The sequence below is a fragment of the Streptomyces sp. MI02-7b genome (assembly GCF_033793585.1).
GTDB lineage: Bacteria > Actinomycetota > Actinomycetes > Streptomycetales > Streptomycetaceae > Actinacidiphila.
The window spans coordinates 71,643-95,935 of the sequence record NZ_JARAWX010000019.1 but is presented as its reverse complement, the minus strand read 5'-3'; the positions used below and the strand labels follow the sequence as shown (position 1 = coordinate 95,935).

Below are 24,293 nucleotides of genomic sequence, written 5' to 3'. Positions count from 1 at the left end.
GGCCGCCGCGTCCACCGTCAGGCCGGGTCGGCGTCGGGCAACTCGCGTGCCATCCGGGCGCGCACGACGCAGTTGCGGCGGGTGATCACCGTCGCGGCGGCGACGGCGCTGCCGAGGAACGCGACGGCCAGCGTCCAGGGGCGGTCAAGGACATGACCGGTGGCGTGGTCGAGGGAGTAGCGCCCGGGGCCGGCGACGCCGATGCACGCGGCGGTGAAACCGAGGAAGCACGGGTACTCGAATCCCCCGGAGGCGGTGAAGAATCCGGCGGGCACGTGGACGGACACGGCCCCCGCCATCGCGCCCGCCGCCGCGGCCCCGGCCGCCGGGGTGGCGAGGCCCAGGGCCAGCAGGGCCCCGCCGCCCGCCTCGCCGAGCCCGGAGGCCAGGGCGCTGGGCGCGCCGGGCTCGAAGCCCATGGACTCCATGGACCCCGCGGTGGCCTCCAGACCCTGTCCGCCGAACCAGCCGAAGAGCTTCTGCGCACCGTGGGCCACGAGCACCCCGCCGAGCCCCAGGCGCAGCGCGAGCAGTGCGAGGTCCTTGCGGTGGTGCAACGGCATGACCGGCTCCTGTTCGCCGCGGTGACGCGCCCCGGCGGGCCGGAGCATGGCTCTTCCCCAGTCTCGGCGGGCGCCGGGCGGCCCGCCGTCCGCGCTGGGCCGTCCGGGCGTCGCAGGGTGTCAGGAGGTGATGGCGACAGCCCTGCGCACGCAGTCCTCGGAGCCCGCCGCGCGGAGCATGAAGTCGGCGACGTCGGCGCGGCTGACCCGGGAGGCGAGTCCGAGCCGCAGGTCGGTGCCGGTCCGGTAGACGCCGGAGTAGCGGCCGCCGGTGAGCACCGCGGGCTGCACGATCGTCCAGAGGTCGGCCTCGGCGCGGACCAGGGCGTCCTGCTCGTCCTTGTCCCGCATGATGGCGGGGATCGCCAAGGACATCACCGCGCGGTAGGCGCCGCGGTGCCCCTGTCCCGTGCCGTACGCGCCGACCACGACCAGCCGCCGGACACCGTGCCCGCGCATCGCGGGAAGGATCCGCCGCATGGCCTCGGCACAGATGGTGTCGCCGCGCGGCGACCGCGTCCCGAGGGCGCTGAGCACCGCGTCGGCACCCTCGACGACCCGGTCGACGGCCCGGGCGTCGCGCACGTCACCGGGGAGGATCCGCAGTCGCTCGCGGCCGGACAGGCCTGCGGGGTTCCGTACCAGGACGGTCACCTCGTGGCCGGCGGCGAGAGCCAGGGGGACGAGCCGGCGTCCGACGTGGCCGGTGCCTCCGAAGACGGCGAGGCGCATGTCAGCGACGCTCCCCGGTCACGCACGCGAGCGTGCGGGCGGCGGGGAAGGCGGTCGGCCCGTCGTGGGCCCGGTCGCCGGCGGCGTCGGACATGGTCGCCCCTTTCGGTGGCCGGTCACCGGTCATCCTCCGGCACCGCGCGGGGCGCGGCTACTTCAGCAGGCGCGACATACGGCGGTCGGCGAGCGGCTTGCCGCCGGTCTGGCAGGTGGGGCAGTACTGGAGGGAGGAGTCGCTGAAGGAGACCTCGCGGATGGTGTCGCCGCAGACGGGGCAGGGCTCGCCGGCCCGGCCGTGCACGCGCAGGCCGGTCTTCTTCTCGCCCTTCAGCTCGCCGGCGGCCAGTCCGCGGGACCGTTCGACGGCGTCCTCCAGAGTGGTCCGCAGGGCTTGGTACAAACGGCTCACGTCCTCATCGGAGAGGTTGGCGGCGAGTGCGTAGGGCGACATCTTCGCCGCGTGCAGCACCTCGTCGGAGTACGCGTTGCCCACCCCGGCGATGACGCCCTGGTCGCGCAGGACGCCCTTGATGCGGCGGCGCTCGCCGGTGAGCAGGGCGGCGAAGGCCTCGCGGGTGAAGGCGGGATCGAGGGGGTCGGGGCCGAGCCGGGCGATGCCGGGGACGTCCTGCGGGTCGCGGACGCAGTACACGGCGAGACGCTTCTGGGTCCCGGCCTCGGTGAGGTCGAAGCCGGCGCCCTCGGGCTCGGCGAGGAGCAGCCGCAGGGCGAGCGGGCCCTTGCCGGGGCGCGGCGGGAGCGTGGGCAGGTCGTCCTTCCAGCGCAGCCAGCCGCCGCGGGCGAGGTGGACGGCGAGGTGCGGCCCGTCGCCGTCGTCGGTGGTGAACACGAGGAACTTGCCGCGCCGCCCGACCGCGGTGACGGTGCGTCCCACGAGGGCGTCCAGCGGCGGGTCGTAGGTCTTGAGGACGCTGACCGCGACCGGCATGACCCGGCCGACGGTGTGCCCGGTCATCCGGCCGGTGAGGAATCCGGCCAGGGCCTCCACTTCAGGCAGTTCCGGCATGCGACCAGTGTGCCGCGCCCGGTTACGACGTGCGACCGGCATGCGCCCGGTTCTGTCCGGTTTACCGCTCAATACCATGGCGTGAACACACAGTTGGATGATCGGAACAACTGGACAGCGGGGGGTCTTGTATGAATGATCGGGACCCATGGCCGAATCTCTCCCCCTGCCCCCCGAGGTGCCGCTCCCGGACACCACGGCGCTGGACCCCACCGAGGTGATCCCGCGCCCGCAGCCGGTGGAGGCGGGTGAGGCCGAAGCGGTCAGGATCATCAGCGGGGAGGTCGTCGGTGGCCGCCACCGCGGGGCCCGCAGGCCCGGCCGGGGCTCGCTGGGCACCGCCGTGCTGTCGGCGACCGGCGCCGTCGCCGGCCTGTCGCTGTTGATGCCGCACGGTTCGGCCACCACCGTCGCCGGCGAGGTCCAGGAGCCGGCGGTCGCGCTGCCCGACACCGAGGTCAAGGACGCCGCTGTGCCCCCGGCCGCGGGGGCGGCCGCCTCCGCCCGCGCGACGGACCCGGACACGGACGCGAACACCGGCTCCACGGTGACGACGGCCGCGGTCACGAGCACCGGCACGAGCGGTACCGCCACCGTGCAGGACGCCGTGCGGCACACCGCCGGCGACTCGGACGACACCAAGGACACCCCCCGCCACGCGCGCCCCAACGGAAGCTGGGACAGCCAGGACTGGGAAGAGGCGGTCATCCGCGCCGCCTCCGCGCACCACCACTTCGGGAACGGCGAGCACCGGGGCCGGCACCGTACCGGCGGCCATCAGCAGCACGGCGACCCGCACTCCCCGGGCTTCGGCACGGGACCGGGGCAGGACCACGGGACCGGCAGGGGCTTCGGGGCCGGTGAGCGCCCGGGGGGTCAGGACGCCGGCAAGCGCTGAGATCGCCGGGAGCACCGCGACCGCCCGGTGCACCGGCAGCCGTCCGGGCTTGCCGACGGCTGTCCGGCCGCCGTCATGCGAGGGCCTGTTCGGCCCAGATCGTCTTGCCCGCGGGGGTCTGCCGAGTACCCCAGCGGTCGGTCAGCCGGGCCACCAGCAGCAGCCCGCGACCGCCCTCGTCGAAGGTGCGGGCCCGGCGCAGGTGCGGCGCCGTGCTGCTGGTGTCGGACACCTCGCAGATCAGCGCCGCGTCACGGATCAGCCGGAGCTGGATCGGGCCCGCCGCGTAGCGGATCGCGTTGGTGACCAGTTCGCTGACGACCAGTTCGGTGGTGAAGGCGGCCTCGTCCAGGCCCCACCGTCCCATCTGGTCGGCGACCGTCCTGCGGGCGGCCGCGACACCGCTCGGGTCCGCCGACAGGTACCAGGTGGCGACCTGCGAGGCGTTCAGCGCCCGGGTCCGTGCCGTCAGCAACGCGACGTCGTCCCGGGGGCGTTCGGGCAGCAGCCCGTACAGCACGTTGTCGCAGGTCTCCTCGAGCGTACGGGCCGGACGGGTCAGCGCCCGGCGCAGCAGGACGAGCCCGGTGTCGATGTCCCCCCTCACGGAGCCGATGAGGCCGTCGGTGTACAGGGCGAGCACGCTGCCTTCCGGCAGGTCCAGTTCGACGGTCTCGAACGGCAGGCCGCCGAGCCCCAGCGGCAGCCCCACTGGCTGCTCGGGGAACTCCGCCCGACCGCCGGGCAGGACGACGGCGAGCGGCGGATGCCCGGCACGGGCGACGGTGCAGCGGTGGGCGACCGGGTCGTACACCGCGTACAGGCAGGTGGCACCGACCTCGGCGGCGGAGCCGCCCACGACTCCCGTGCCGAACTCGGGGTCGCAGCGCACCACGAGGTCGTCGAGCTGGGTGAGGAGTTCGTCGGGCGCCAGGTCCACGTCGGCCAGCGTGCGCACCGCGGTGCGCAGCCGTCCCATGGCGGCCGAGGCACCGACGCCGTGCCCGACGACGTCGCCGACGACGAGCGCCACCCGTGCCCCGGACAGCGGGATGACGTCGAACCAGTCCCCGCACACGCCCGCGCGCGAATTCGCCGGCAGATACCGTGTGGCGACCTCGAGCGCCGAGGTGCGCAGCGAGCGCAGCGGCAGCATGGTGCGCTGCAGCGTCAGGGCGGTGGCCCGTTCGCGCGAGTAGCGGCGGGCGTTGTCGACGCAGACGGCGGCGCGGGCGGCGATCTCCTCGGCCAGCAGCAGGTCGTCCGCGTCGAAGGGGTCGGCGGTGCGGTGGCGCAGGAAGAGGGCCAGGCCCAGGGTGGTGCCGCGGGCCGAGAGCGGCACGATCATGATCGAGTGGATGCCGTACTCCACCGCCGCCCTGGCGCGGACCGGGTCGTACGCCCTCCAGCGCCGCAGGTCGTCGTCCTCCATGCTGTGCAGCGTGCCCTTGCCGGTGAGCATCGCGCGGACGGCGGGCGAGTGGTCCGGGACGATGTCGGGGTCCCCGACCGCGACGGCGGACTCGGGGCAGCCGGGCAGCACGGACTGCTGCGCGACCCGGCGGAAGACGACGTCACCGCGGCGCGGGACCTGCCCGGGCTCCTCACCGCGCATGACGGAGTCGAGCAGGTCGACACTGACCATGTCGGCGAAGCGGCGCACCGCGATGTCCGCGAGCTCCTGCGCGGTGCGTGTCACGTCGAGGGTGGTGCCGATCCGCGTGCTGGCCTCGTTGACGATGTCCAGGCGGCGCCGCGACAGGTACTGGTCGGTGGTGTCGCAGACCACGGTCGAGACTCCGCGCACCGCGCCGGTCTCGTCCCGTACCGGATGCACGGAGATCGAGTAGGCGTGCTCGCCGGTCTCGCCGTACGGAATGCCGAGGCGCTCCATGCACGCGGGCTGCCCCGTGCGCATGACCTGCTCCTGGAGGTGGTCCAACTCCTCGAAGGCGCCCCCGTCCACGAACTCGCCGAGCCGCTGCCCGCGGAGTGCCGGCAGTGGTTTGCCGACCATGTGCTCCATGGCCGCGTTGGCGCCGCTGAGCCGGACGTCCTCGTCGTAGACGGCGACCGCGATGGGCAGTTGGGCCAGCGACCACACCTCCAGGTCCGCCGGGTCGGGCGGCTCGGCCGTCAGCGTCCACTGGAGCGTGCCGTCCGCCGCGGTGAGCGGCTGCAGGGCCAGCCTGACCACCAGGGTGTGCCCGTCGCGGTGGCGCAGGGCGGCGGGTCCGCTCCAGGCGGTCCGGGCGGAGACCCGGCGCAGCGCGAGGCCCGGCAGCGGTGCGGCGAGCAGTGCGGCGGCGGGACGGCCGAGGACCTCCGCGGCCTCGTAGCCGAGCAGCGTCCGTGCCTCCTCGCCCCAGGCGGTCAGCAGCCCCCCGTCGCCGCCGGCGAGGGCGGTGGCCACCGGCACCGCCGCCGGCCCGCGGCGCTCCTGACCTGCCCCGGGGCCCCGCCGGCCGGCTTCTTCGCCCATGGGCACGTCCTCGTCCTCGACTCGCCCGCCTCTCCCCTGGATGATCCCTCCCCCTGGCGCTCTCAAACGGCGTGCCGGCGGATCGCGGCGACCCGCGGAGACCACGACACGGCAGGTGAACGCCGTGGCGCCCCCTGTCCAAGGCGCAGCGCACGGCTGAGACTGGGGTCAGACGACCATGAGGAGCGCACGTGACGGTGAAGGTCGACAGCCCGCCGGTCCGGACCTCCCGGCGTGCCTCGCCCTGGGGCAGGGGCGCGGCGGCCGCGGCGGCGGGGGCACTGCCCGCGCTGGCCTTCCCGGCACCGTCGCTGTGGTGGCTGGCGTACGGCGCGCTGGTGCCGTGGATGCTGCTCGCCCGGTCGGCCCCGACGGGACGGCGGGCGGCGCTGGACGGCTGGCTCGGCGGGGCCGGGTTCATGGTGGCCGTCCACCACTGGCTCGTGCCGAGCCTGCATGTGTTCATCGTGCTGCTGGCGCTGCTGCTCGGGGCGCTGTGGGCGCCCTGGGGGTGGCTGGTGCGGCGCCTGCTCGGCGGGAACCCCGGCGGGCGCTCCGTGGTGGCGGCGACGGTGCTGGTGCCGTGTGCGTGGCTGCTGGCCGAGTTGGTGCGCTCCTGGGAGTCCCTGGGCGGCCCCTGGGGGCTGCTCGGGGCGAGCCAGTGGCAGGTCGCGCCGGCGCTGCGGCTGGCCTCGGTCGGCGGCGTGTGGCTGGTGAGCTTCGTGCTGGTGGCGGTGAACACGGCACTGACCGCGCTCGTCGCCGTGCCCCGGTGGCGGGGACGGGCGGGGGCGGCGCTCGTCGTGTGCGCCGTGGCGACGGCGGCGGTGTGGCTGTGGGCGCCGGTGCCGTCGCGCACCGGGACGGCGGTGCGGGTGGCGGTGGTGCAGCCGGGGGTGGTCGTGGGCGCGCAGCAGCGTTTCGACCAGGGCGAGCGGCTGACCCGCGGGCTCGCGGGCCGGGAGGTGGACCTGGTGGTGTGGGGGGAGAGCAGCGTCGGCTTCGACCTGTCGGCCCGGCCGGACCTCGCCGCCCGGCTGGCCGCGCTCTCCTCGCTCGTCGGCGCGGACGTACTGGTCAATGTGGACGCGCGCCGTGCGGACGGCCGCGGCATCTCCAAGACCTCGCTGCTGATCGGCCCGGACGGCCCGCTCGGCGAGGGGTACGACAAGATGCGGCTGGTGCCCTTCGGCGAGTACGTGCCGGCCCGCGGGCTGCTGGGCTGGGCCACCTCGGTGGGCAGGGCGGCGGGCGAGGACCGCGTACGGGGCGACCACCAGGTGGTCATGGACGCGGGCGCCGTGCGGCTGGGTCCCTTGGTGTGCTTCGAGTCTGCGTTCCCCGACATGAGCCGCCATCTCGCCGACGACGGGGCGCAGTTGCTGGTCGCGCAGTCCTCGACCTCGTCGTTCCAGAACAGCTGGGCCCCGGCGCAGCACGCCTCACTCGCGGCGCTGCGCGCGGCCGAGACCGGACGGCCGGTGGTGCACGCCACGCTGACCGGGATCAGCGCGGGCTACGACGCCGCGGGACGGCCGACCGGACCGTGGCTGGGCACGTCGCGCAGCGCCACGCGGGTCTACGAGGTGCCGCTGGCCGCCGGGCGCACCCTGTACGACCGGCTGGGCGACTGGGTGCCCCGGCTCGCGGTGCTGCTGCTGGCCGGGGCGGCCGTGCACGCGTTCAGGAGGTCTGCTCGGTCACCGCGGTGACGATGCGCTCGCACAGTTCGTGGGTGCGCAGCGCGTCACGGGCGTCCAGCGGCTTGCCGTGCCGCACGGCGTCGAGGAAGGCCAGGGTGATCTGCTCGATGCCGCGCTGGCGGGCGACCGGCACCCAGTCGCCGCGCCGGCGCAGCGTGGGCTGGCCCTTGTGGTCGACGATCTCGGCGAGGTTGACCACCTGGCGCTTGGCGTCCTGGCCCATGACCTCCAGCGTCTCCTCGGTGGAACCGTTCATGCGGTTCATGACGCCGATCGCCGTGAAGCCGTCGCCGGACAACTGCAGCAGCACGTGGTGCAGGAGGCCGTCGCGGACCCGGGCGCGCACGTCGGTGTGCTCGATCGTGCCGGGGACGAGGAAGCGCAGAGTGTCCACGACGTGGATGAAGTCGTCGAAGACCACGCCGCGCGGGTCCTCCGCCAGGCCGATGCGGTTCTTCTGCAGCACGATCAGGTCGCGCGGGTGCTCGAGGCACTGCGCGTAACCGGGCGCGTAGCGGCGGTTGAAGCCGGCCATGAGGCCGACGCCGCGCTCCTCGGCCAGCCGGACGAGGTGCTCGGCGCCGGCCAGGTCGGGCGCGAACGGCTTGTCGACGTACGCGGGCACCCCGGCCTCGATCAGCCGCTCGGTGATGGCGACGTGGCTGACGGTGGGGGCGTGCACGAAGGCGGCGTCCAAGCCCTGGTCGAGCAGCGCGTCGAGGGTGGTGTGGCGGTGCGGCAGGCGGTAGCGGTCGCCGACCTCGTCGAGCGTGGCGGGGGTGCGGGTGTGGAGGTGCAGTTCCAGCCCCGGCTGCGCGGCGAGCACCGGCAGATACGCCTTGCGCGCTATGTCACCGAGTCCGATCACCCCGATCTTCAGGGCTTCCATGTGCCTCTCCCGCCTGCGGTGCCCGGTCGTTTCCGCTGGCAGCATACGGGGCGTGCGGGGAGCCGCCGGTCCGCCGATGCCGTCCGCGCCGCGCGGGGCCAAGCGCGGGCCGAAGCGGTCGGCAGCGGCGAAGAGCGGGTCCCGCGGGCGACGTGAGCAGCAGCGCCTGCCCGTACAGCGCTTCGGCGGTGGTGCCGGCCGGCCCGCGCTCGGTGACGGTGGCGGGCCCGGCGCACCAGCGGGTTCAGGTGGTTGAGCACGAGCCGGGCCCGCGGCGCCTCGGCCTTGAGCGAGCCCAGGCTGTCCGCGGCAGCCGGTGCGCGAGGGCGGCCGGAGCTGCCAGGAGGAGCCCTGGTTCAGCCAGGCCCACGCCCTGCTCCCCCCGCTGCGCCTCGGACGCCCCGACGAGGCCCGCTCGTCCCACCTGTCGGGCCACCGGCGGGCCGGGACGACTCCGGCCGTCCGACCGGGCGGGAGCGGCGCATCACGTCGGTGGTGCGGAGCTGGCGCCGCACGCTGTACGCGGCGACCGCCGCGGCCGTGTCGCCGCCGGGCTCGGCGAGGTGGGCGAGGACGACCGCGTCCTCGATCGCCTGTCCGCTGCCCTGGCCGAGGTGGGGAGTCATGGCGTGGGCCGCGTCGCCGTCGCCGGGCAGGGCGGTCCGGTCGCGGCGTAGGGGGCAGCGGCACGGCCAAGTGGGGGACGTCGTCGCACAGGACGGTGCCGGGCGCGTCGGCGGCGGCCACGCCGGGGACCGGGTGGTGCCGGGCGCCGAACCGGCGGGCAGTCCAGATGCTGCCGCGTGCCGTCGGCTCCGCCGAACCGGAGCGTCACGCGCGGACGCCCGTCGCCTGGCCGTCGCGGGAGCGGTATCCGCGTCACCGCCGTCCGGGGCGGAGCTGACGGCCGATGCCCCCGACGTGCTGCGAGGGGCGCAGGGGGCCCGGTCCGGCGGTTAATGCTTCGACGCCGGCGGAGGCCCCCGCCATCATGGCCGCCATGACGACGACACCCGAACGCACCGATCCGCCCCTCATCGCCGACGAGCGCACGATGCTGGACACCTGGCTCGACTTCCACCGCGACACCCTGGCGTTCAAGTGCGCCGACCTGGACGACGAACAGCTGCGCACCGCCAGCGTGCCGCCGTCCGGGCTCACCCTTCTCGGTCTGGTCCGTCACATGGCCGAGGTGGAGCGCGGCTGGTTCCGCAACGCCCTCGCGGGCGAGGAGGCGGCGCCGCTGTACTACACCGAGGAGGACCCGGACGGGGAGTTCCACGACCTCGACAAGGCCGACACCGCCGAGGCGTTCGCCACCTGGCGTGCCGAGATCGCGCACGCCCGCGAGCTGGCCCTCGGTCGCTCCCTGGACGACATCGGCCTGGGCCGGCGCAAGAACCCCGTCTCCCTGCGGTGGATCTACATCCACATGATCGAGGAGTACGCCCGCCACAACGGGCACGCGGACCTCATCCGCGAGTGCGTCGACGGCGTGACCGGCGACTGATCACCCCTGCGGGGAATGGGCAAGAGCGCACCACTGCACGAGAGTTGTGCGGGTGCGTCGACATGCGGTGGCAATGGTGGTCGTGGCGGCGATGGCCGCTGTCCCGGGATGCGTGACGGTGTCGGAGCGGCATCCGGGGACGCCGCCGCCGGCCCCCGCCCCGCCACGGCCGTCGGCGGCCGCCGGTGTCGTGCCCGTGGTCCAGGGGCCCGTGCTGGAGGCCCTGACCACCGTGCCCCCGGAGCCCTCCCCGTCCGCTTCCCGGCTCCCGGCGGCGGCCCCCGCACCGGCCCCGAGGGCCCGCCGCCTTGCGGCTCCGGCCATGCCTGCCGTCCCCGCCGCGCCGCACCCGCACCGCACCGCGTCCCCGGCCGCCCCACGGGCCGGGGGCGCGAACGTGTGCGCCTGGGGCGAGCAGTACGGCGGCTGGGCGACGGGCGGCGACGCCGCTCATATCTGCCGGGACACCTACGGCCGTTGAGCCGGCCGCCGGGCCGTACGGATCAGCGGGCGCCGAGGTCCGGGATGCGCCAGTCGACGGGGTCGTGGCCCTGCGCCTTGAGCGCCTCGTCGATCTGGGTGAAGGGCCGGCTGCCGAGGAAGAGCTTGGCCGACAGGGGCGAGGGGTGGGCGCCCTGCACGACGGCGTGCCGCTCCGTGTCGATCAAGGGCAGCTTCTTCTTGGCGTAGTTGCCCCACAGCACGAAGACCGCCGGGTCGGGGCGGGACGCCACCGCCTTGATGACGGCATCGGTGAACTTCTCCCAGCCTTTGCCCTTGTGCGAGTTGGCCTCGCCCTCGCGCACGGTCAGCACCGCGTTGAGCAGCAGGACGCCCTGCTCGGCCCACGGCATCAGGTAGCCGTTGTCCGGGACGGGGTGGCCGTACTCGTCCTTCAGCTCCTTGAAGATGTTCCGCAGGGAGGGCGGGGTCCTCACCCCCGGGCGCACCGAGAAGCACAGTCCGTGCCCCTGGCCCTCGCCGTGGTACGGATCCTGGCCGAGCACCAGCACCTTGACCTTGTCGTAGGGCGTGGCCTCCAGCGCGGCGAAGACCTGCTCCCGCGGCGGGTAGATCCGGTGGCTCCCGCGCTCCTCCTCGACGAACTCGGTGAGTTGGCCGAAGTAGGGCTTCGCCAACTCCTCGCCGAGGACGGCCTGCCAGGACTCGGGCAGCGTGATGGGCACGTCGGGAACCTCCGGTACGCGATCCGTTACTGGGACCGAACGTACCGTCCCCCTCCGACAGTCGCCGCGTGCGGGGGACCGGCCGACGTCCAGCCGTTCCCGGCGGCGCATCGTGACGGTGAACCCGGGCAGCCGCGCCGGAGAGCCATCCCGACTGCCCCCGGAAGCGGTTCTGCCCGGCATGGCCGCAGCACACGGTCACGGTCCGGCGGCGCCGCAGGGTGTCAGGCCGTTCGCTCGCCCGGACACGCCTGTCCGGACATCGTTCCGCTGCTGGAGCCGCTGCGGCGTCACCACGACTTCGGCGGCTGCATCCGGTCGCCGCCGCCACCGGCGGGCCCCGTGACCATGTGCGGCGGAACCGGTCGCGCCCGGGCAGAGGGCGCTGACGACCCTCGGCCCCGGTGCCGGCCGCCGTTTCGGGGCCGGCACCGGGGCTCGCTCACGACGAGCGCGGACGAGCGCAGGCGCTCAGTGGCCGACGCTGGCGTTGAGGAAGATGCCGCCGTCCACGACGAGGGTCTGGCCGGTGATCCAGGCCGCCGCGTCGGAGAGCAGGAAGGCCGCGGCGCCACCGATGTCCTCGGGCACGCCGAGCCGCCCCAGCGGGTACGCGGACGCCGCCTCCTCCTCGCGGCCCTCGTACAGCGCGGCGGCGAACCGGGTCTTGACGACCGCCGGCGCGATGGCGTTGGCGCGGATGCCGGGGGCCATCTCGGAGGCGAGCTGCAGCGTGAGGTTGACCATGGCGGCCTTGCTCATGCCGTAGGCGCCGATGAAGGGGGAGGCGCTGATGCCCGCGACGGAGGCGATGTTGACGATCGCACCGCCGTTGTCCTTCATCCACGCCCTGTAGGTCTGCTGGGCGAAGCCGAGCGCCGAGATCACGTTGGTCTCGAAGACCTTGCGGGCGACGCCGAGGTCGAGCTCGGACAGCGGGCCGAAGACCGGGTTGGTGCCGGCGTTGTTCGCGAGGTAGTCGACGCGGCCGAAGGCCTCCATCGCGCGCTCGACGACCTCGGCCTGGTGCGCCTCGTCGTGGGCCTTGCCGGCGACGCCGAGGGCGCGGTCGGCGCCGAGCCGCTCGACGGCCTCCTTCAGCGCCTCCTCGTTGCGGCCGGTGATGACGACGCGGTCGCCGCGCGCGACCAGGGCCTCGGCGATGCCGTAGCCGATACCGCGGCTGGCGCCGGTGACGATCGCGACACGGCCGCTGTCGGGCTGGGTGCTCATGGGTGCGGGTCTCCTGTCGCGGGTCAGTTGAGCGGGCCGCCGGCCACGTACAGGACCTGGCCGGACACAAAGCCCGCGGCGTCGCCGGTGAAGAAGGCGATGGCGTTGGCGACGTCGTCCGGGTTGCCGACGCGCTGGACCGGGATCTGGCTGGCGGCGGCGGCCTGGAACTCCTCGAAGCCCATGCCGATGCGGGCGGCCGTGGCCGCGGTCATGTCGGTGGCGATGAAGCCGGGGGCGACGGCGTTGGCGGTGACGCCGAACTTGCCGAGCTCGTGCGCGAGGGTCTTGGTGAGGCCCTGCAGACCGGCCTTGGCGGCCGAGTAGTTGGCCTGGCCGCGGTTGCCCAGCGCGGAGGACGAGGACAGGTTGACCACGCGGCCGAACTTCGCGTCCACCATGTGCTTCTGGACGGCGCGGGTCATCAGGAAGGCGCCGCGCAGGTGCACGTTCATGACCGTGTCCCAGTCGGACGCGCTCATCTTGAAGAGCAGGTTGTCGCGGAGCACGCCGGCGTTGTTGACCAGGATCGTCGGCGCCCCCAGCTCCTCGGCGACGCGCGCGACCGCGGCCTCGACCTGCGCCTCGTCGGAGACGTCGGCGCCGACGGCGATCGCCCGGCCGCCCGCCTTGGTGATCTGCTCGACGGTGTCCTTGCACGCGACCTCGTCGAGGTCCAGCACGGCCACGGCACGGCCCTCGGCGGCCAGGCGCACGGCGGTGGCGGCGCCGATGCCGCGTGCCGCCCCGGTGACGATCGCTACGCGCTGCTCGGTGGTCGACATCTGTTCTCCTCAGCCCTGGGGTCCGGTCGCGCAGGTGAGCGACCGCTTAGTACGTCCCGCTGCCGAAACCGTAGGAGCGCAGTGACCCTGTGTCAACGCCCACCGCGCCGATGTGGCTCAGCGCACCAGAAGATCGAGCAGGCGGTCCACCTCGGCCCGCGGGTCGGCGGTCAGCCCGGTGTGGATCGGGCCGGGCTGCACGATGGTGCTGCGCGGCGCCGTCAACCAGCGGAAGCGGCGGCCCGGATCGTCCCCGGCCGCCTGCCCGGCGCGTTCGCCGCCCGCGCAGATGCCCTCGTAGCCGCGCAGCGCGGCCCGCACGCCCGCCACGTCGACGTCCGGGTCCAGGCAGCGCAGCCGGGTCTCGTCGAGATGGACCCGGGCGCCGACGAAGGACTTGGCCCGGCAGTACACCAGCACACCGGCGTTGATCAGTTCCCCGCGCTCGATCCGCGGCATCACGCGCACCAGCGCGTACTCGAAGACGTCGCGCCCGTTCTGCGTGCTCACTTCGCGGCCTTCCCCTCGACCCAGGTGCGCAGCCACTCCGGTGGCGGCTGCTTCTCCTTCTCCTTCGGCGCGAGGGTGATCCGCTCCGCCACCGTCCCGGCGCGGGCCAGCAGCACCCGCTCGTACCCGCGCCGCACGTCGTCGGGGCCGTCGAAACCGGGCTCGTCCGCCAGCCACTCGTCGGGGATCTGCGCGGTGACCTCGCGCAGCAGCGTCTCGTCCACCCGCGGGGCGAGATCGCGCGCGGCGGCCTCGATGTCGGGGGCGAACCGGGCGAGGGCGTGGTCGGCGGCGTCGTAGGGCTTGTCGGCGGCCTGGTCCGCGCCCTTCCAGTTGTGGTGGAAGATCAGCGAGGCCCCGTGGTCGATCAGCCAGAGGTCCTTGTGCCAGACCAGCATGTTCGGGTTGCGCCACGAGCGGTCGACGTTGCCGATGAGCGCGTCGAACCAGACCACGCGGCCCGCCTCCGCCGACTCCACGTCGAAGACCAGCGGGTCGAAGCCGAGCGCGCCGGGCAGGAAGTCCATGCCGAGGTTGAGGCCGCCGCTCGCCTTCAGCAGGTCCTGGATCTCCTGGTCCGGCTCGCCGAGCCCGATCACCGGGTCGAACTGGAACCGCACCAGCACCGGCACCCGCAGCCCGAGGCGCCGGGCCAGCTCCCCGGCGATCACCTCGGCGACCAGCGCCTTGCGGCCCTGCGCGGCGCCGACGAACTTCACGACGTAGGTGCCGAGGTCGTCGGCCTCGACGACTCCTGGCACCGATCCGCCCTCGCGCAAGGGCGTCACGTACCGGATTCCGGTCACTTCCTCCATGTGCGCATCCTAAGAGGCCGCGCGGACCCGGCCGGACGTCACTCCCCCTCCGCGGCGGTGGCGCGGTCCTGCCGGACGAGTTCGGCGAAGCGGCGGGCGGCGGGGCTCGCCGCGTGCCCCTTGGGCAGCAGCAGGTCGACGCGGCGTCCCAGGCCGACACCCGCGAGAGGGACCAGCCGCAGGGCGCCGGCGGGGCGCGCGTGCAGGGAGAAGTCCAGCCCTTCGGGCACGAGCGCCACCCCGACCCCCGCCGCCACCAGATCGAGCAGCATGGGCCATTCCCCCACCTCGGTGCCGCCGCGGGGGCGGCAAAGCCGCGGAAGAATAATTTCGTCGTGCATTGAACAACCTTCGGAACCCGTCCGTATGCCTGTGCAGAGCGTGATCTCACGCCGCCGGGCGGCCACGACGCCGGCCCGGAACGGACGAGGCAACAGGAAGTGTGAGGCATGGCCGAGACGACTGGCATCGCAGGAACTCCCACCCGCCGCGCCGTGGTCGCCGGAGTGGGTGCGGCGGGCCTGGCGGCCGCGCTGGCCGCCTGCGGCGACTCGAACGACTCCGCCGGCGCGTACAGCCCTGCCGCGCCCCCGCAGAGCGGCGCCGCCACCGGCGGGCAGGAGGACGGGAACGGGGCGGCTCAGGCGCTCGCGAAGACGTCCGACATCCCCGTCGGCGGCGGCACGGTCTTCGCGGACAAGAAGGTGGTCGTGTGCCAGCCGACGGCAGGCCAGTTCAAGGCCTTCTCGGCGATCTGCACCCACCAGGGCTGCGCCGTCAAGGACGTGGCCAACGGCACGATCAACTGCCCCTGCCACGGCAGCAAGTTCAACGTCGCCGACGGCAGCGTGGCCGCCGGCCCGGCGACCCAGCCCCTCCCCGCCGCCGACGTCACCGTCCAGGGCGACTCGATCACCCTGGCCTGATCCGCACCGCGTGCGGGTGTGCCGGACGACATCCGGCACACCCGCGTCGCCCGTTCACCCGCCGGGCCGGCGCCGCCTGGTCAACTGCGGTCGCGGGGGCGGCGCTTGCCAGTCCCAGACGACGAGCCCGTACCCCGGCCACCCGGGGCGTGCGATGGTTCAGCGGCGCACCGTCCTCCAGCGAGGCCGCGACCTGCTCCAGGTAGACGGTCAGGGACGGCCACCTGCGCTCGCCTCCGGATTCCATGAAGAAGGAACCCACGGCACCGGAGCCCGGCCCCGGCCGGACATCGAGGTAGAGCCTGCTCCACCCGTCGTGGTTGGCGGCGAAGGGGATCCACTGCGCGTGCCACCAGATGCCCACGAGGTCGTCGCCGGTGAGCATGGAGCACATACCGCGATGCGCCGACTCGATCTCCCGAAGCGGCAGCAGTCGCATCCCGCTCAGGAACCGCCCGGCGTCGGTGTCCTCCGCCCCGTCGTGCAGTCGCAGCAGAGATGCCAGGTCATCGGGGAGTTCCGCCCCCAAGCGCGCGCTCGCCCCGTCGATCTCCGCCTGCGTCGCGGCGGGGCGCAACGCGTCCCGGACCAAGGGCGCCCTCGTCTCCAGCCACTGCTCCACACGGCTCCACGCCGCGTCCACCGGCCGCATCGCACCCACCCCCTCCTCGGCTCGGGAAATGATCGCACCGGCCACCGACAGACGGGCGGGCTTCGACCGGGGGCCGCGCAGGCCACGGCGCGTCCGGCGGCCTCAGGCGTCGGCCGCCGCCACCCCCGCGCCCGCGTGACGCAGGGCCTCGACGGCGGCGCGGATCGCCGGGCGGCGGTCGGCGTCGGCGCGCCAGACGGCGTAGATGTGGCGGCGCATGGTGTGCCGGACCGGCACGGCCCGTACGCCGGCCGGCAGGAGGCCGCGGCCGAGGCGGGGGACGACGGCGACGCCGAGGCCGGCCGCGACGAGGGCGAGCACGGTGGGGTGCTCCTCGGCGTGGTGGGCGATGCGCGGCTCGACGCCCTTGCCGCGCAGGGTGAACAGCAGCCACTCGTGGCAGAAGCCGCCGTCGGGCCAGGCGATCCAGTCGTCGTCCGCGAACTCGGCGAGGTCCACCTCCGTGTGCCCGGCGAGCGGGTGCCCGACCGGGACGACGACGTCGGCGATGTCGTCGAGCAGCGGTTCCTTCGCCAGCCCCCCGGGCAGCGACAGCGGCTTGTTGTACCAGTCGAGGACGACCGCGAGGTCGATGTCGCCGCGCACCAGGCGGCCCAGCGCGGGCTCCGGCTCCATCTCCTGGACCATGGTCCGCAGCGCCGGAAAGTCGGTCCGCAGCGACATCAGCGCCTGCGGGAAGAGGCCGCGGACGGCCGTCGGGAAGGCGCCCATGCGCAGCTCGCCGACCGGCGCCCCGCGGTGCGCCTCGAGGTCGGAGTGGGCGCGTTCCACCAGGGACAGGATGCGGTCGGCGTGCCCGGACAGCAGCCGGCCGGCGTCGGTGAGCCGCACCCCGCGGCCGTTCTTGACCAGGAGGGCCTGCCCGGTCTCCCGCTCCAGTTTGGTCATCTGCTGCGAGACCGCCGAGGTCGTGACGTGCAGGACGTCGGCCGCCGCGCTCACCGAGCCGTAGGCGGAGATCGCGTGCAGGATGCGCAGCCGCTCCAGGTTCAACATGTAAGCGATGCTACGGGATTCCTCGGAGCGAATCTCCCTTGTGCTAAGAGGTTGCTTCCGTCATGGTGTGGCCATGAGCGCAACCGCCCGCCCGGCCGACGCCGGCCTCACCGCCGCCGGCACCCCCTCCCCCACCCCGGCCGCCCCGGCTCGCCGCCCCGCGCTCGACTGGCGGGTCAGCTGGGCGGTCCTGGCCCTCATCTGGGGCTTCAGCTTCCTGTTCATCAAGGTCGGCACGGAGGCCTACGCTCCGTTGCAGGTCGCGCTGGGCCGGATGGTCTTCGGCACGGTCGTGCTGGCCGTCGCCTTCGCGGTCCGGCGGCAGCGACTGCCGCGCGGGGCGCGCGCCTGGGGCCACATGGCCGTCGCCGCGCTGCTCCTCAACACACTGCCGTTCTCGCTGTTCGCGTATGCGGAGCTGACCATCCCCTCCACTCTGGCCGGCATCTGCAACGCCACCACCCCGCTGTGGAGCATGCTGCTGTCGGTGGTGGCCCTGTCCGACGACAAGCCCACCCGGCAGCGCGTCGCGGGCGTCGGCATCGGCTTCGTCGGCGTACTGACCGTGCTCGGCGCGTGGCAGGGCTTCTCGGGGACGGACCCGTCGGGCACCGCGATGGCGCTCGGCGCGTCGGCGAGCTACGCGGTCGGCTGGATCTACGTTCGCCGGACCCTCAGCGGCAGCGGCAACTCGGCGCTGTCCATGTCCTTCTCGCAGCTGCTGCTCGGCACCGTCCAACTGGCCGTGCTGACACCGCTGTTCACCTCCACACCGGACGGCTGGCCGCTGTGGCCGACGCTGTCGGTCGTCGCGCTCGGTGCGCTGGGCACGGGCATCGCGTTCCTGCTGCAGTACCGGATCGTCGCGGAGAAGGGCCCGACGATCGCGACGATGGTCACGTACCTGATCCCGGTCATCGCCACCGCGGCCGGCGTCGCCCTGCTCGACGAGCGGCTGAGCTGGAACGAGCCGGTCGGCGCGGCCGTCGTGCTCGCCGGGGCGGCGCTCACCCAGCGCCGCCCGAAGGACTGACCGCCGGGCCGGGGCGCGGTCAGCCGTAGCGGCCGAGCCGGTGCGGGCGCACCGCGCCGGCCACGGCGTCGGCCAGCGCGGGCACCTCCGCGACCGCGACCGGTGACACCGTGATCCGGATCCCGGGCGGGGAGGCGAGGCGGAAGCGGGCGCCGGGTGCGACCGCCCAGCCCGCGTCGAGCAGGCGGGTGACCGCGCCGGTCTCGTCGGGCACCGGCACCCAGACGTTCATCCCGCTGCGGCCGTGCGCGGCCACCCCGCGGTCGGCGAGCAGGCCGACCAGTGCGTCGCGCCGCGCCGCGTAGGCGGCCGAGACGGCGGGGACGTCGACCGCGCCGGTGCGCCAGAGGTGGGCGACGGTGTGCTGGAGCAGATGGCTGACCCAGCCGGGTCCCAGCCGCAGCCGGCCGCGGACCCGGTCCACGGTGACCGGGTCCCCGGTGAGCACGGCGAGCCGCAGGTCGGGCCCGTAGGCCTTGGCGGTGGAACGGACCAGCATCCAGTGCCGGGTGCTGCCGGCCAGCGGGTGCAGCGGGAGCCCGGTCAGGCCGTGGACGTGGTCGTCGTCGACCACCAGCACCTCGGGGTGCGCCGCCAGGACGGTCCGCAGCTCTCGCGCCCGTCGGGCGGAGATCGTCGCGCCGGTGGGGTTCTGTCCGCGGTCGGTGACGATCAGGGCCCGCGCGCCCTGGCGCAGCGCGCGGTCCACGTCCTCCGGCCGCGGGCCGTCGTCGTCGACGGCGACCGGCACCGCGCGCATCCCGAGGGCCGGGACGAGGTCGAAGACGCTGCCCCAGCCCGGGTCCTCCACCGCGACCGTGTCGCCGGACCGCAGGTGCCCCGTGAGCGCGCGCTCGATCGCGTCGAGCGACCCGGAGGTCACCGCGACCGGGCCGTCGGGCACCCCGTCGGCGTCGAAGGCGGCGCGGGCCAGCGCCTCCAGTTCCTCGTCCACGGGCGGAACACCGTACAGCGTCGGCCGTTCGGCGTGGCGGGCGGCGGCAGCGGCGAGCGCCGCACCGAGCGGGGGCAGCAGGGCGAGGTCGGGGTTGCCGGTGGACAGGTCCCGCGCGCCGGCCGGCACGGCCGGGCGGATCTCGTCGCGCGCCGTGGTCGCCGGACGGGGCCGGACCCGGCTGCCGCGCCGGCCGGCGGTCTCGATGACGCCGCGATCGCGCAGCAGGCGGTAGGCGGCGGCGACGGTGTTGGGGTTGACCCCGAGCCGGGCGGCGAGCTCCCGCAGCGGCGGCAGGGCCGCCCCGGGGGCCAGCGCTCCCCGCCCGACGGCCCGTTCGACGTCGGCCGCGATCTCGGCTGCGCCCTGTCCGGTGAACATGTACTCTCCTAGCACAAAAAACATTATGTACTAGTGCAAAGGATTGCGCCATGCCCGCCCCGCCGCCGTCCTCCGCCCCCTCGCCCGAGGCCGCCTCTCCGGGTGCCGCCCCGTACGTCGCCACCCACCGGACCGTCCCGACCCGCAGCCGTGAGCGGGCCTCGTACGACCGCGCCGTCGTGCACGCGATCCTCGACGCCGGCTACCTCTGCCACCTGGGTTTCGTCCGGGACGGCGCGCCGGTCGTCCTGCCCACGCTGTACGCGCGCGCGGGCGAGCGGCTGTACGTGCACGGCTCCACCGGTTCGCCGCCGCTGCGCGGCGCCGGCGAGGACCCCGGGCTCGCGGTGTGCCTGACCGTGACGCACGTGGACGGGCTCGTCCTGGCCCGGTCCGCCTTCCACCACTCGGTCAACTACCGCTCCGTGGTGGTGCACGGCACCGCCCGCCAGGTCACCGACCCCGCAGAGCGCGCGGCCGCCCTGGACGCCGTGGTGGACCACGTCCTGCCGGGCCGGGCCGCCGACTGCCGCCCGGCGAACGCCAGGGAGCTGGCCGCCACGGCCGTGATCGCGCTCGACCTGGACGAGGTCTCCGCGAAGATCCGCACGGGCGGCCCCTCCGACGACCCCGAGGACCTGTCCCTCCCCCACTGGACCGGTGTCCTGCCCGTCACCCGCGGCTACGGCACGCCCCTCCCCGCCGACGACCTCGACCCGTCGATCGCCCTGCCCGGCTACCTCGCCCCTCAGTGAACGGAGGTCCGACATGCTGATACACCCCTGGGACGCCGCCCGCGACGACACCGAGTGGCAGGACTGGCTCGCCGACCACGACTTCGGGCAGCTCGCCGTCAACGGCCTCCCCGGCGGACCGCCCTTCGTGCAGCCGCTGCACTTCGCGTACGACGCGGGGCGGCGCGAGGCCGTCACCCACCTCGCCCGCCCCAACCCGCTGTGGCCCGCCCTGGAGGCGCGCCCGGAGGCGACCCTCAGCGTCGTCGACGACTACACCTACATCCCGGCCCCCTGGCACGCCCCCGACGACGCCCCGCCCGAGCACGGCACCCCCACCAGCTACTACGCCGCCGTCCAGCTGATCTGCCGGGCCCACATCGTCGACGACCCCCAGGAGAAGGCGGACCTCCTGCACCTGCAGCTCTCCCACTTCCAGCCGCTCGGCGACCACGCCCACGTCGCCCCCGGTGCGGCGCCCTACGGCCGGATGCTGCCGGGCATCCGCGGTCTGCGGCTCGAAGTCGTCGACGTGCGGGCGAAGTTCAAGTTCGGCGGCAACAAACCGCGCGCCGTGCGACAGGACGTGAGCAATCGCCTGGCCGCCCGCGGCGGACCGGGCGACGCCGCCGCCCGTGCCCAGCAGCTGCGCCGCCTGGCGGCGACCGAGGACTAGCGGGACGCCGCATCCGACCGCATCCGTGCGGCGGTCCGCGCCGCGTCGTACCCCGGGCCCACCCCCTCGACCAGGATCACCTCCCCGGGGATGTGGCGGGTCCGCAGCAGCAGGATGTCCTGGTACGCCGGGGAGTCGTACCACGCGCGGGCCTCGGCCATGCCCGGGAACTCGATCAGCACGACCGTCCCCGGCCACGGGCCCTCCAGCACCTCCACGACGGCGCCGTGCACGATGAAGCGCCCGCCGAACGGATCGAGGGTGGCCTGAATGCGCTCGATGTAGGTGAGGACCTCCTCATCGGCCTGTCCCGGACGAAGGTGGCCCACGGCGTAGGCGGTCATGGCGACTCCCAGGGTCGGTGCGGTGCTCCGTCATCGGCGCGGCGCGCTGCCGCCCCTCGATCCTCGGCGCCGGCCGCCCGGGCGTCGATTACCGCGGAGGTAAGGCCGGAGCCAGGGCGGGAGGACGGGAGAGCGGGAGAGCGGGAGGGCCCGGCAAAATCAGGCGACCCGGACGGCCCGCCTCCTTATCATCGGGGTTTCCCCCTCGTGTCCCTCCCGTTCCTGATCGGTCTCCGCGTGAAATCCCTGGTCCCTGCCGTGCTGCGTGACGAGCGGCAGTTCGCCCGCCTGTTCGTGGGGCAGTCCCTGTCGGTGCTGGGCGACCGTGTGTCGTTCGTGGCCGTGCCCTTCGCGGTGCTCTCAGTGGGCGGTTCCGCCTCCGACATCGGGCTGGTGACCGCCGCGGGTCTGCTGCCCATGCTGCTGTTCACGCTGGTGGGAGGGGTGTGGGCGGACCGCTTCCGGCGGCACCGCATCATGCTGGTCTCCGACGTCGTGCGGTGCGCCGTACAGGGGCTCATCGCCGCGCTCCTGCTCGCCGGGATCGCCGAGGTGTCCCATCTCGTGCTGCTGATGATCGTGTTCGGCACGGCGGACGCGTTCTTCATGCCGACCTCGACCGGGCTGCTGCCCCTGGTGGTCGGGGCCGACCGGTTGCGGGAGGCGAACGCCCTGCGCGGCTTCGTCCAGTCGTCGGGGCTCGTGCTCGGGCCGGCCCTGGCCGGTGGCCTGATCGCCCTGGCCGGGCCAGGTGGCGCCCTGGCCGTGGACGCCCTGACCTTCGCGGTCAGCGCCGCCTTCCTGGCCAGGCTGCGACCTCGCGCGGGGGCCCCCGCGGCGGCGCGTACCACGGCCGGCGGGACCTTCCTCGGGGAACTGCGGGCCGGCTGGTCGCACGTGCGCGGCAACGCGTGGGTGTGGTCCGGGATGGCGGCCATCGGGGTCTACCACGTCGTCGTGCTGCCCTCGGTGTTCGTGCTGGGGCCTGTCCTGGCCGCACGCGAGTGGGGCGGCGTGGCGAGCTGGTCGGTCGTGGTCACGGCCTTCGGTGCCGGTGCCGTGGTCGGGGACGTGTGCGCCTACCGGCTCAGGGTCGCGCGCCCCATGGCCGTAGGCGCGGCGGCACTCGCCGTGGCGTCCTGCCAGGCCGTCGTCATCGGATCCGGCGGATCGCTCACCGTGATCGCGGTGCTCGAGGCGGTGACCGGCGTGGCCGTCTCCGTCTTCTTCACCCTGTGGGAGACCGCGCTGCAGACGCACGTGCCCGAGGCGATGCTGTCCCGCGTGAGTTCGTACGACTTCCTGCTGTCGTCGGGACTCATGCCGCTCGGCCTCGCCCTGGCGGGGCCGGTGTCGGCGTCCCTCGGCGTCCGGCCCACCTTGTTCGCGATGACCGTCGTCGCGGTGCCCGCCTCCCTCGCGCTGTTGTGCGTCCCGGCCGTACGGCGGCTGCCGGCGCGCGCCCCGGCCGTGCTGACCGGTCCGACCGGGGCGTAGGCACCGCGGGGCGTGGGGACCGCGGGGCGCCCGGCGCGGCTTCTCCCAGGTCAAACCGGCGGATCGGATCACTCGACCCGCGCGTTCGCGTGCGCGCTTCCTCCATGATCCTCGATCAAGAGGTTTGCACCCTTTACGCATGAAAGCGACCCCTTCACGCACTTCTCGTAGGCCATGGGGTGCTGTTGGCTGGTGTGGCCGCAGGTGCCGCCCGGCGTCAGTGGTGACACCGGTGTTCCGCCTGCCCCTCGCGCTCCGCTGACCTTCTGGAGGCCTCGTGCCCGCACCCGACAGCGCCATCGGTCCCGGCACCGACGGATCCGTTCTCGACCCGCCCGCGGACCGCGTGCCCACCAGCCTCGGCACCCGGGCCGCACGTCAACTGGCGGACACCACCAAGTCCGAGCCCCAGATGCAGGCCATCTCCTCGCGGTGGCTGCTGCGGATGCTCCCGTGGGTGGACGTCAAGGGCGGCGCGTACCGGGTCAACCGGCGACTGCAACTGCGCACGGGGCGCGGTCGTGTCGCCTTCGAGCACAACGGCGCGGACGACATCAGGGTGATTCCCCGGACGCTGACCGAAGTGCCCGCGCTGCGCGGCTACGCGGACACCGAGGTCCTCCGGGAGCTCGCGGGCCGCTTCCGGCCCCGGGAGGTCGGGGCGGGTCAGGTCCTGGTCGAGGCGGGGCAGCCCGTCTCCGAGGTGTACCTGGTCGTCCGCGGCCGCTTCACCCGCTTCGCGGCCGGCCGGTACGGGCAGGAGGAGGCGCTCGGCGTCGTCACGGACGGCTCCCCGCTGGGTGACGAGGCGATCACCCGGCCCGATCCGCTGTGGCCGAACTCGGTGCGGGCCGAGACCTCGGGGGTGGTGCTGGTCCTGCCCGCGCCCGCGGTCCGGGAGTTCGCCGATCGCGTACCGTCGCTCGCCGCCCATCTGACGGCGTTCGCGGAGCGCCAACGGCTGCCGGTGAACCGCAGGGGCGAGGCGGACGTGCCGGTGCGGGCCGGCCACACCGGTGAGCCGGCGCTGCCCGGCGGCTTCGTCGACTACGAACTGAGGCCGCGCGAGTACGAACTGTCGCTCACCCAGAGCGTGCTGCGGGTGCACACCCGGGTCGCCGACCTCTACAACGACCCCATGGACCAGACCCGGCAGCAGATCCGGCTCACGGTGGAGGAGATCCGCGAGCGCCAGGAATGGGAGCTGGTCAACAACCGGGAGTTCGGACTGCTCGGCAACGTCGACCACGGCCAGCGCATCAGCACCTTCACCGGGCCGCCGACCCCCGACGACATGGACGAACTGCTGTCGATGCGCCGCAAGACGCGGCTGTTCCTCGCCCATCCGAAGGCGATCACCGCGTTCTTCCGGCAGTGCAACAGACGCGGCCTCACGCCGGGCACCGCGAGTGTGAACGGCCACGACGTCCCGGCCTGGCGCGGCGTCCCGATCTTTCCCTGCGGCAAGATCCCCGTCGCCGACGACCAGACCAGCAGCATCATCGCGCTGCGCACCGGGGAGGCCGACCAGGGGGTGGTCGGGCTGTACCAGACCGGCATCCCCGAGGAGTACCAGCCGGGCCTGAACGTGCGGTTCATGGGCATCGACGAGGCCGCGGTCTCCAAGTACCTGCTCACCGCCTACTACTCGATGGCCATCCTCGTCCCCGACGCCGCCGGGATCCTGGAGAACGTCCAGCTCGGCCGGACCGCGGACTGACCCGACCGACCCGACCCCGGTGGA

General features: G+C 74.2%; 26 protein-coding genes and 1 pseudogene. 10 read left to right on the top strand and 17 right to left on the bottom strand.

Going from position 1 to position 24,293, the window contains the following annotated elements:
• Positions 1-17: 17 nt before the first annotated feature.
• The 3 genes from PV364_RS28195 to PV364_RS28185 form a co-directional block, all read right to left on the bottom strand.
• Positions 18-563, bottom strand: a complete 546-nt coding sequence (locus PV364_RS28195; protein ID WP_319663178.1) for a DoxX family membrane protein — start codon at positions 561-563, stop codon at positions 18-20.
• Positions 564-683: 120 nt separating this feature from the next.
• Positions 684-1,295, bottom strand: coding sequence for an NAD(P)-dependent oxidoreductase (locus PV364_RS28190; RefSeq protein WP_319663177.1), 612 nt, complete (start codon positions 1,293-1,295; stop codon positions 684-686).
• A 151-nt stretch (positions 1,296-1,446) separates the two neighbouring features.
• Complete coding sequence (locus PV364_RS28185) at positions 1,447-2,322, bottom strand: Fpg/Nei family DNA glycosylase (protein ID WP_319663176.1); 876 nt, start codon at positions 2,320-2,322, stop codon at positions 1,447-1,449.
• Positions 2,323-2,470: 148 nt separating this feature from the next.
• On the opposite strand from PV364_RS28185, the gene PV364_RS28180 reads away from it, so the two are divergent.
• Positions 2,471-3,220, top strand: coding sequence for a hypothetical protein (locus PV364_RS28180; protein ID WP_319663175.1), 750 nt, complete (start codon positions 2,471-2,473; stop codon positions 3,218-3,220).
• Between the two features lie 73 nt (positions 3,221-3,293).
• Here PV364_RS28180 and PV364_RS28175 read toward each other — a convergent pair whose 3' ends face one another.
• Entirely contained in the window at positions 3,294-5,702 is a 2,409-nt protein-coding gene (locus PV364_RS28175; protein ID WP_319663173.1) for a SpoIIE family protein phosphatase, read from the bottom strand.
• Positions 5,703-5,893: 191 nt separating this feature from the next.
• On the opposite strand from PV364_RS28175, the gene lnt reads away from it, so the two are divergent.
• Positions 5,894-7,414: an apolipoprotein N-acyltransferase gene (lnt, locus tag PV364_RS28170; RefSeq protein ID WP_319663172.1), complete on the top strand. Its 1,521-nt coding sequence runs from the start codon at positions 5,894-5,896 to the stop codon at positions 7,412-7,414.
• Here lnt and PV364_RS28165 read toward each other — a convergent pair.
• From PV364_RS28165 to PV364_RS28160, 3 genes and pseudogenes are all read right to left on the bottom strand, one after another.
• On the bottom strand, positions 7,386-8,285 hold the full coding sequence (locus PV364_RS28165) for a Gfo/Idh/MocA family oxidoreductase (RefSeq protein ID WP_319663272.1): 900 nt from the start codon (positions 8,283-8,285) through the stop codon (positions 7,386-7,388). The two genes, lnt and PV364_RS28165, sit on opposite strands and share 29 nt — an antisense overlap.
• Positions 8,257-8,602: pseudogene (locus PV364_RS41335) on the bottom strand (hypothetical protein); the annotation flags it as partial. The pseudogene PV364_RS41335 and the gene PV364_RS28165, both read right to left, overlap by 29 nt.
• A gap of 48 nt (positions 8,603-8,650) precedes the next feature.
• Positions 8,651-8,920 (bottom strand): hypothetical protein, encoded by a 270-nt coding sequence (locus PV364_RS28160; RefSeq protein WP_319663171.1) that lies wholly within the window; start codon positions 8,918-8,920, stop codon positions 8,651-8,653.
• Positions 8,921-9,285: 365 nt separating this feature from the next.
• Between PV364_RS28160 and PV364_RS28155 the strand changes: the two genes are divergently transcribed.
• Together PV364_RS28155 and PV364_RS28150 are read left to right on the top strand one after the other, a co-directional pair.
• Positions 9,286-9,804 carry a DinB family protein gene (locus tag PV364_RS28155; RefSeq protein ID WP_319663169.1) on the top strand — a complete coding sequence of 173 codons (519 nt, stop codon included), beginning with the start codon at positions 9,286-9,288 and terminating at the stop codon, positions 9,802-9,804.
• Positions 9,805-10,126: 322 nt separating this feature from the next.
• The gene (locus PV364_RS28150) at positions 10,127-10,285 is read left to right on the top strand and encodes a hypothetical protein (RefSeq protein ID WP_319663168.1); all 159 of its coding nucleotides are present in this window, start codon (positions 10,127-10,129) and stop codon (positions 10,283-10,285) included.
• A 22-nt stretch (positions 10,286-10,307) separates the two neighbouring features.
• Here PV364_RS28150 and PV364_RS28145 read toward each other — a convergent pair whose 3' ends face one another.
• The 6 genes from PV364_RS28145 to PV364_RS28120 all read right to left on the bottom strand — a co-directional run bounded on the left by PV364_RS28145 (position 10,308) and on the right by PV364_RS28120 (position 14,675).
• Positions 10,308-10,991, bottom strand: a complete 684-nt coding sequence (locus tag PV364_RS28145) for a uracil-DNA glycosylase (RefSeq protein ID WP_319663166.1) — start codon at positions 10,989-10,991, stop codon at positions 10,308-10,310.
• 471 nt (positions 10,992-11,462) lie between these two features.
• Positions 11,463-12,224 (bottom strand): SDR family oxidoreductase, encoded by a 762-nt coding sequence (locus PV364_RS28140; RefSeq protein ID WP_319663165.1) that lies wholly within the window; start codon positions 12,222-12,224, stop codon positions 11,463-11,465.
• 23 nt (positions 12,225-12,247) lie between these two features.
• Positions 12,248-13,009: a 3-oxoacyl-ACP reductase FabG gene (gene fabG / locus PV364_RS28135; RefSeq protein WP_319663164.1), complete on the bottom strand. Its 762-nt coding sequence runs from the start codon at positions 13,007-13,009 to the stop codon at positions 12,248-12,250.
• A gap of 117 nt (positions 13,010-13,126) precedes the next feature.
• Positions 13,127-13,468 (bottom strand): DUF3037 domain-containing protein, encoded by a 342-nt coding sequence (locus PV364_RS28130; protein ID WP_319663271.1) that lies wholly within the window; start codon positions 13,466-13,468, stop codon positions 13,127-13,129.
• Positions 13,469-13,515: 47 nt separating this feature from the next.
• Entirely contained in the window at positions 13,516-14,334 is an 819-nt protein-coding gene (locus PV364_RS28125; RefSeq protein ID WP_319663163.1) for a HipA family kinase, read from the bottom strand.
• 38 nt (positions 14,335-14,372) lie between these two features.
• Complete coding sequence (locus PV364_RS28120; RefSeq protein ID WP_319663162.1) at positions 14,373-14,675, bottom strand: LysR family transcriptional regulator substrate-binding protein; 303 nt, start codon at positions 14,673-14,675, stop codon at positions 14,373-14,375.
• Positions 14,676-14,783: 108 nt separating this feature from the next.
• On the opposite strand from PV364_RS28120, the gene PV364_RS28115 reads away from it, so the two are divergent.
• A complete protein-coding gene (locus PV364_RS28115; RefSeq protein ID WP_319663161.1) occupies positions 14,784-15,260 on the top strand; it encodes a Rieske (2Fe-2S) protein in 477 nt (158 codons plus the stop codon).
• Here PV364_RS28115 and PV364_RS28110 read toward each other — a convergent pair.
• Together PV364_RS28110 and PV364_RS28105 are read right to left on the bottom strand one after the other, a co-directional pair.
• Positions 15,247-15,912 carry an SMI1/KNR4 family protein gene (locus PV364_RS28110; RefSeq protein ID WP_319663269.1) on the bottom strand — a complete coding sequence of 222 codons (666 nt, stop codon included), beginning with the start codon at positions 15,910-15,912 and terminating at the stop codon, positions 15,247-15,249. The two genes, PV364_RS28115 and PV364_RS28110, sit on opposite strands and share 14 nt — an antisense overlap.
• Positions 15,913-16,014: 102 nt before the next feature.
• Entirely contained in the window at positions 16,015-16,929 is a 915-nt protein-coding gene (locus PV364_RS28105; RefSeq protein WP_319663160.1) for a LysR family transcriptional regulator, read from the bottom strand.
• Between the two features lie 73 nt (positions 16,930-17,002).
• Between PV364_RS28105 and PV364_RS28100 the strand changes: the two genes are divergently transcribed.
• Positions 17,003-17,962 (top strand): DMT family transporter, encoded by a 960-nt coding sequence (locus PV364_RS28100; RefSeq protein ID WP_319663158.1) that lies wholly within the window; start codon positions 17,003-17,005, stop codon positions 17,960-17,962.
• 19 nt (positions 17,963-17,981) lie between these two features.
• Here the strand turns inward: PV364_RS28100 and PV364_RS28095 are convergent, their stop codons facing one another.
• Entirely contained in the window at positions 17,982-19,322 is a 1,341-nt protein-coding gene (locus tag PV364_RS28095; RefSeq protein ID WP_319663157.1) for an aminotransferase class I/II-fold pyridoxal phosphate-dependent enzyme, read from the bottom strand.
• A 26-nt stretch (positions 19,323-19,348) separates the two neighbouring features.
• Between PV364_RS28095 and PV364_RS28090 the strand changes: the two genes are divergently transcribed.
• Together PV364_RS28090 and PV364_RS28085 are read left to right on the top strand one after the other, a co-directional pair.
• Entirely contained in the window at positions 19,349-20,053 is a 705-nt protein-coding gene (locus PV364_RS28090) for a pyridoxamine 5'-phosphate oxidase family protein (RefSeq protein ID WP_319663156.1), read from the top strand.
• Positions 20,054-20,066: 13 nt separating this feature from the next.
• Positions 20,067-20,708 carry an FMN-binding negative transcriptional regulator gene (locus tag PV364_RS28085; RefSeq protein WP_319663155.1) on the top strand — a complete coding sequence of 214 codons (642 nt, stop codon included), beginning with the start codon at positions 20,067-20,069 and terminating at the stop codon, positions 20,706-20,708.
• On the opposite strand, the gene PV364_RS28080 is transcribed toward PV364_RS28085, so the two are convergent.
• Complete coding sequence (locus tag PV364_RS28080) at positions 20,705-21,052, bottom strand: DUF1330 domain-containing protein (RefSeq protein WP_319663154.1); 348 nt, start codon at positions 21,050-21,052, stop codon at positions 20,705-20,707. The genes PV364_RS28085 and PV364_RS28080 overlap by 4 nt on opposite strands.
• A gap of 237 nt (positions 21,053-21,289) precedes the next feature.
• Here PV364_RS28080 and PV364_RS28075 point away from each other — a divergent pair, with 237 nt between their 5' ends.
• Positions 21,290-22,549 carry an MFS transporter gene (locus PV364_RS28075; protein ID WP_319663153.1) on the top strand — a complete coding sequence of 420 codons (1,260 nt, stop codon included), beginning with the start codon at positions 21,290-21,292 and terminating at the stop codon, positions 22,547-22,549.
• Positions 22,550-22,826: 277 nt separating this feature from the next.
• Positions 22,827-24,269, top strand: a complete 1,443-nt coding sequence (locus tag PV364_RS28070) for a family 2B encapsulin nanocompartment shell protein (RefSeq protein ID WP_415924617.1) — start codon at positions 22,827-22,829, stop codon at positions 24,267-24,269.
• The last annotated feature ends 24 nt before the right edge of the window (positions 24,270-24,293 follow it).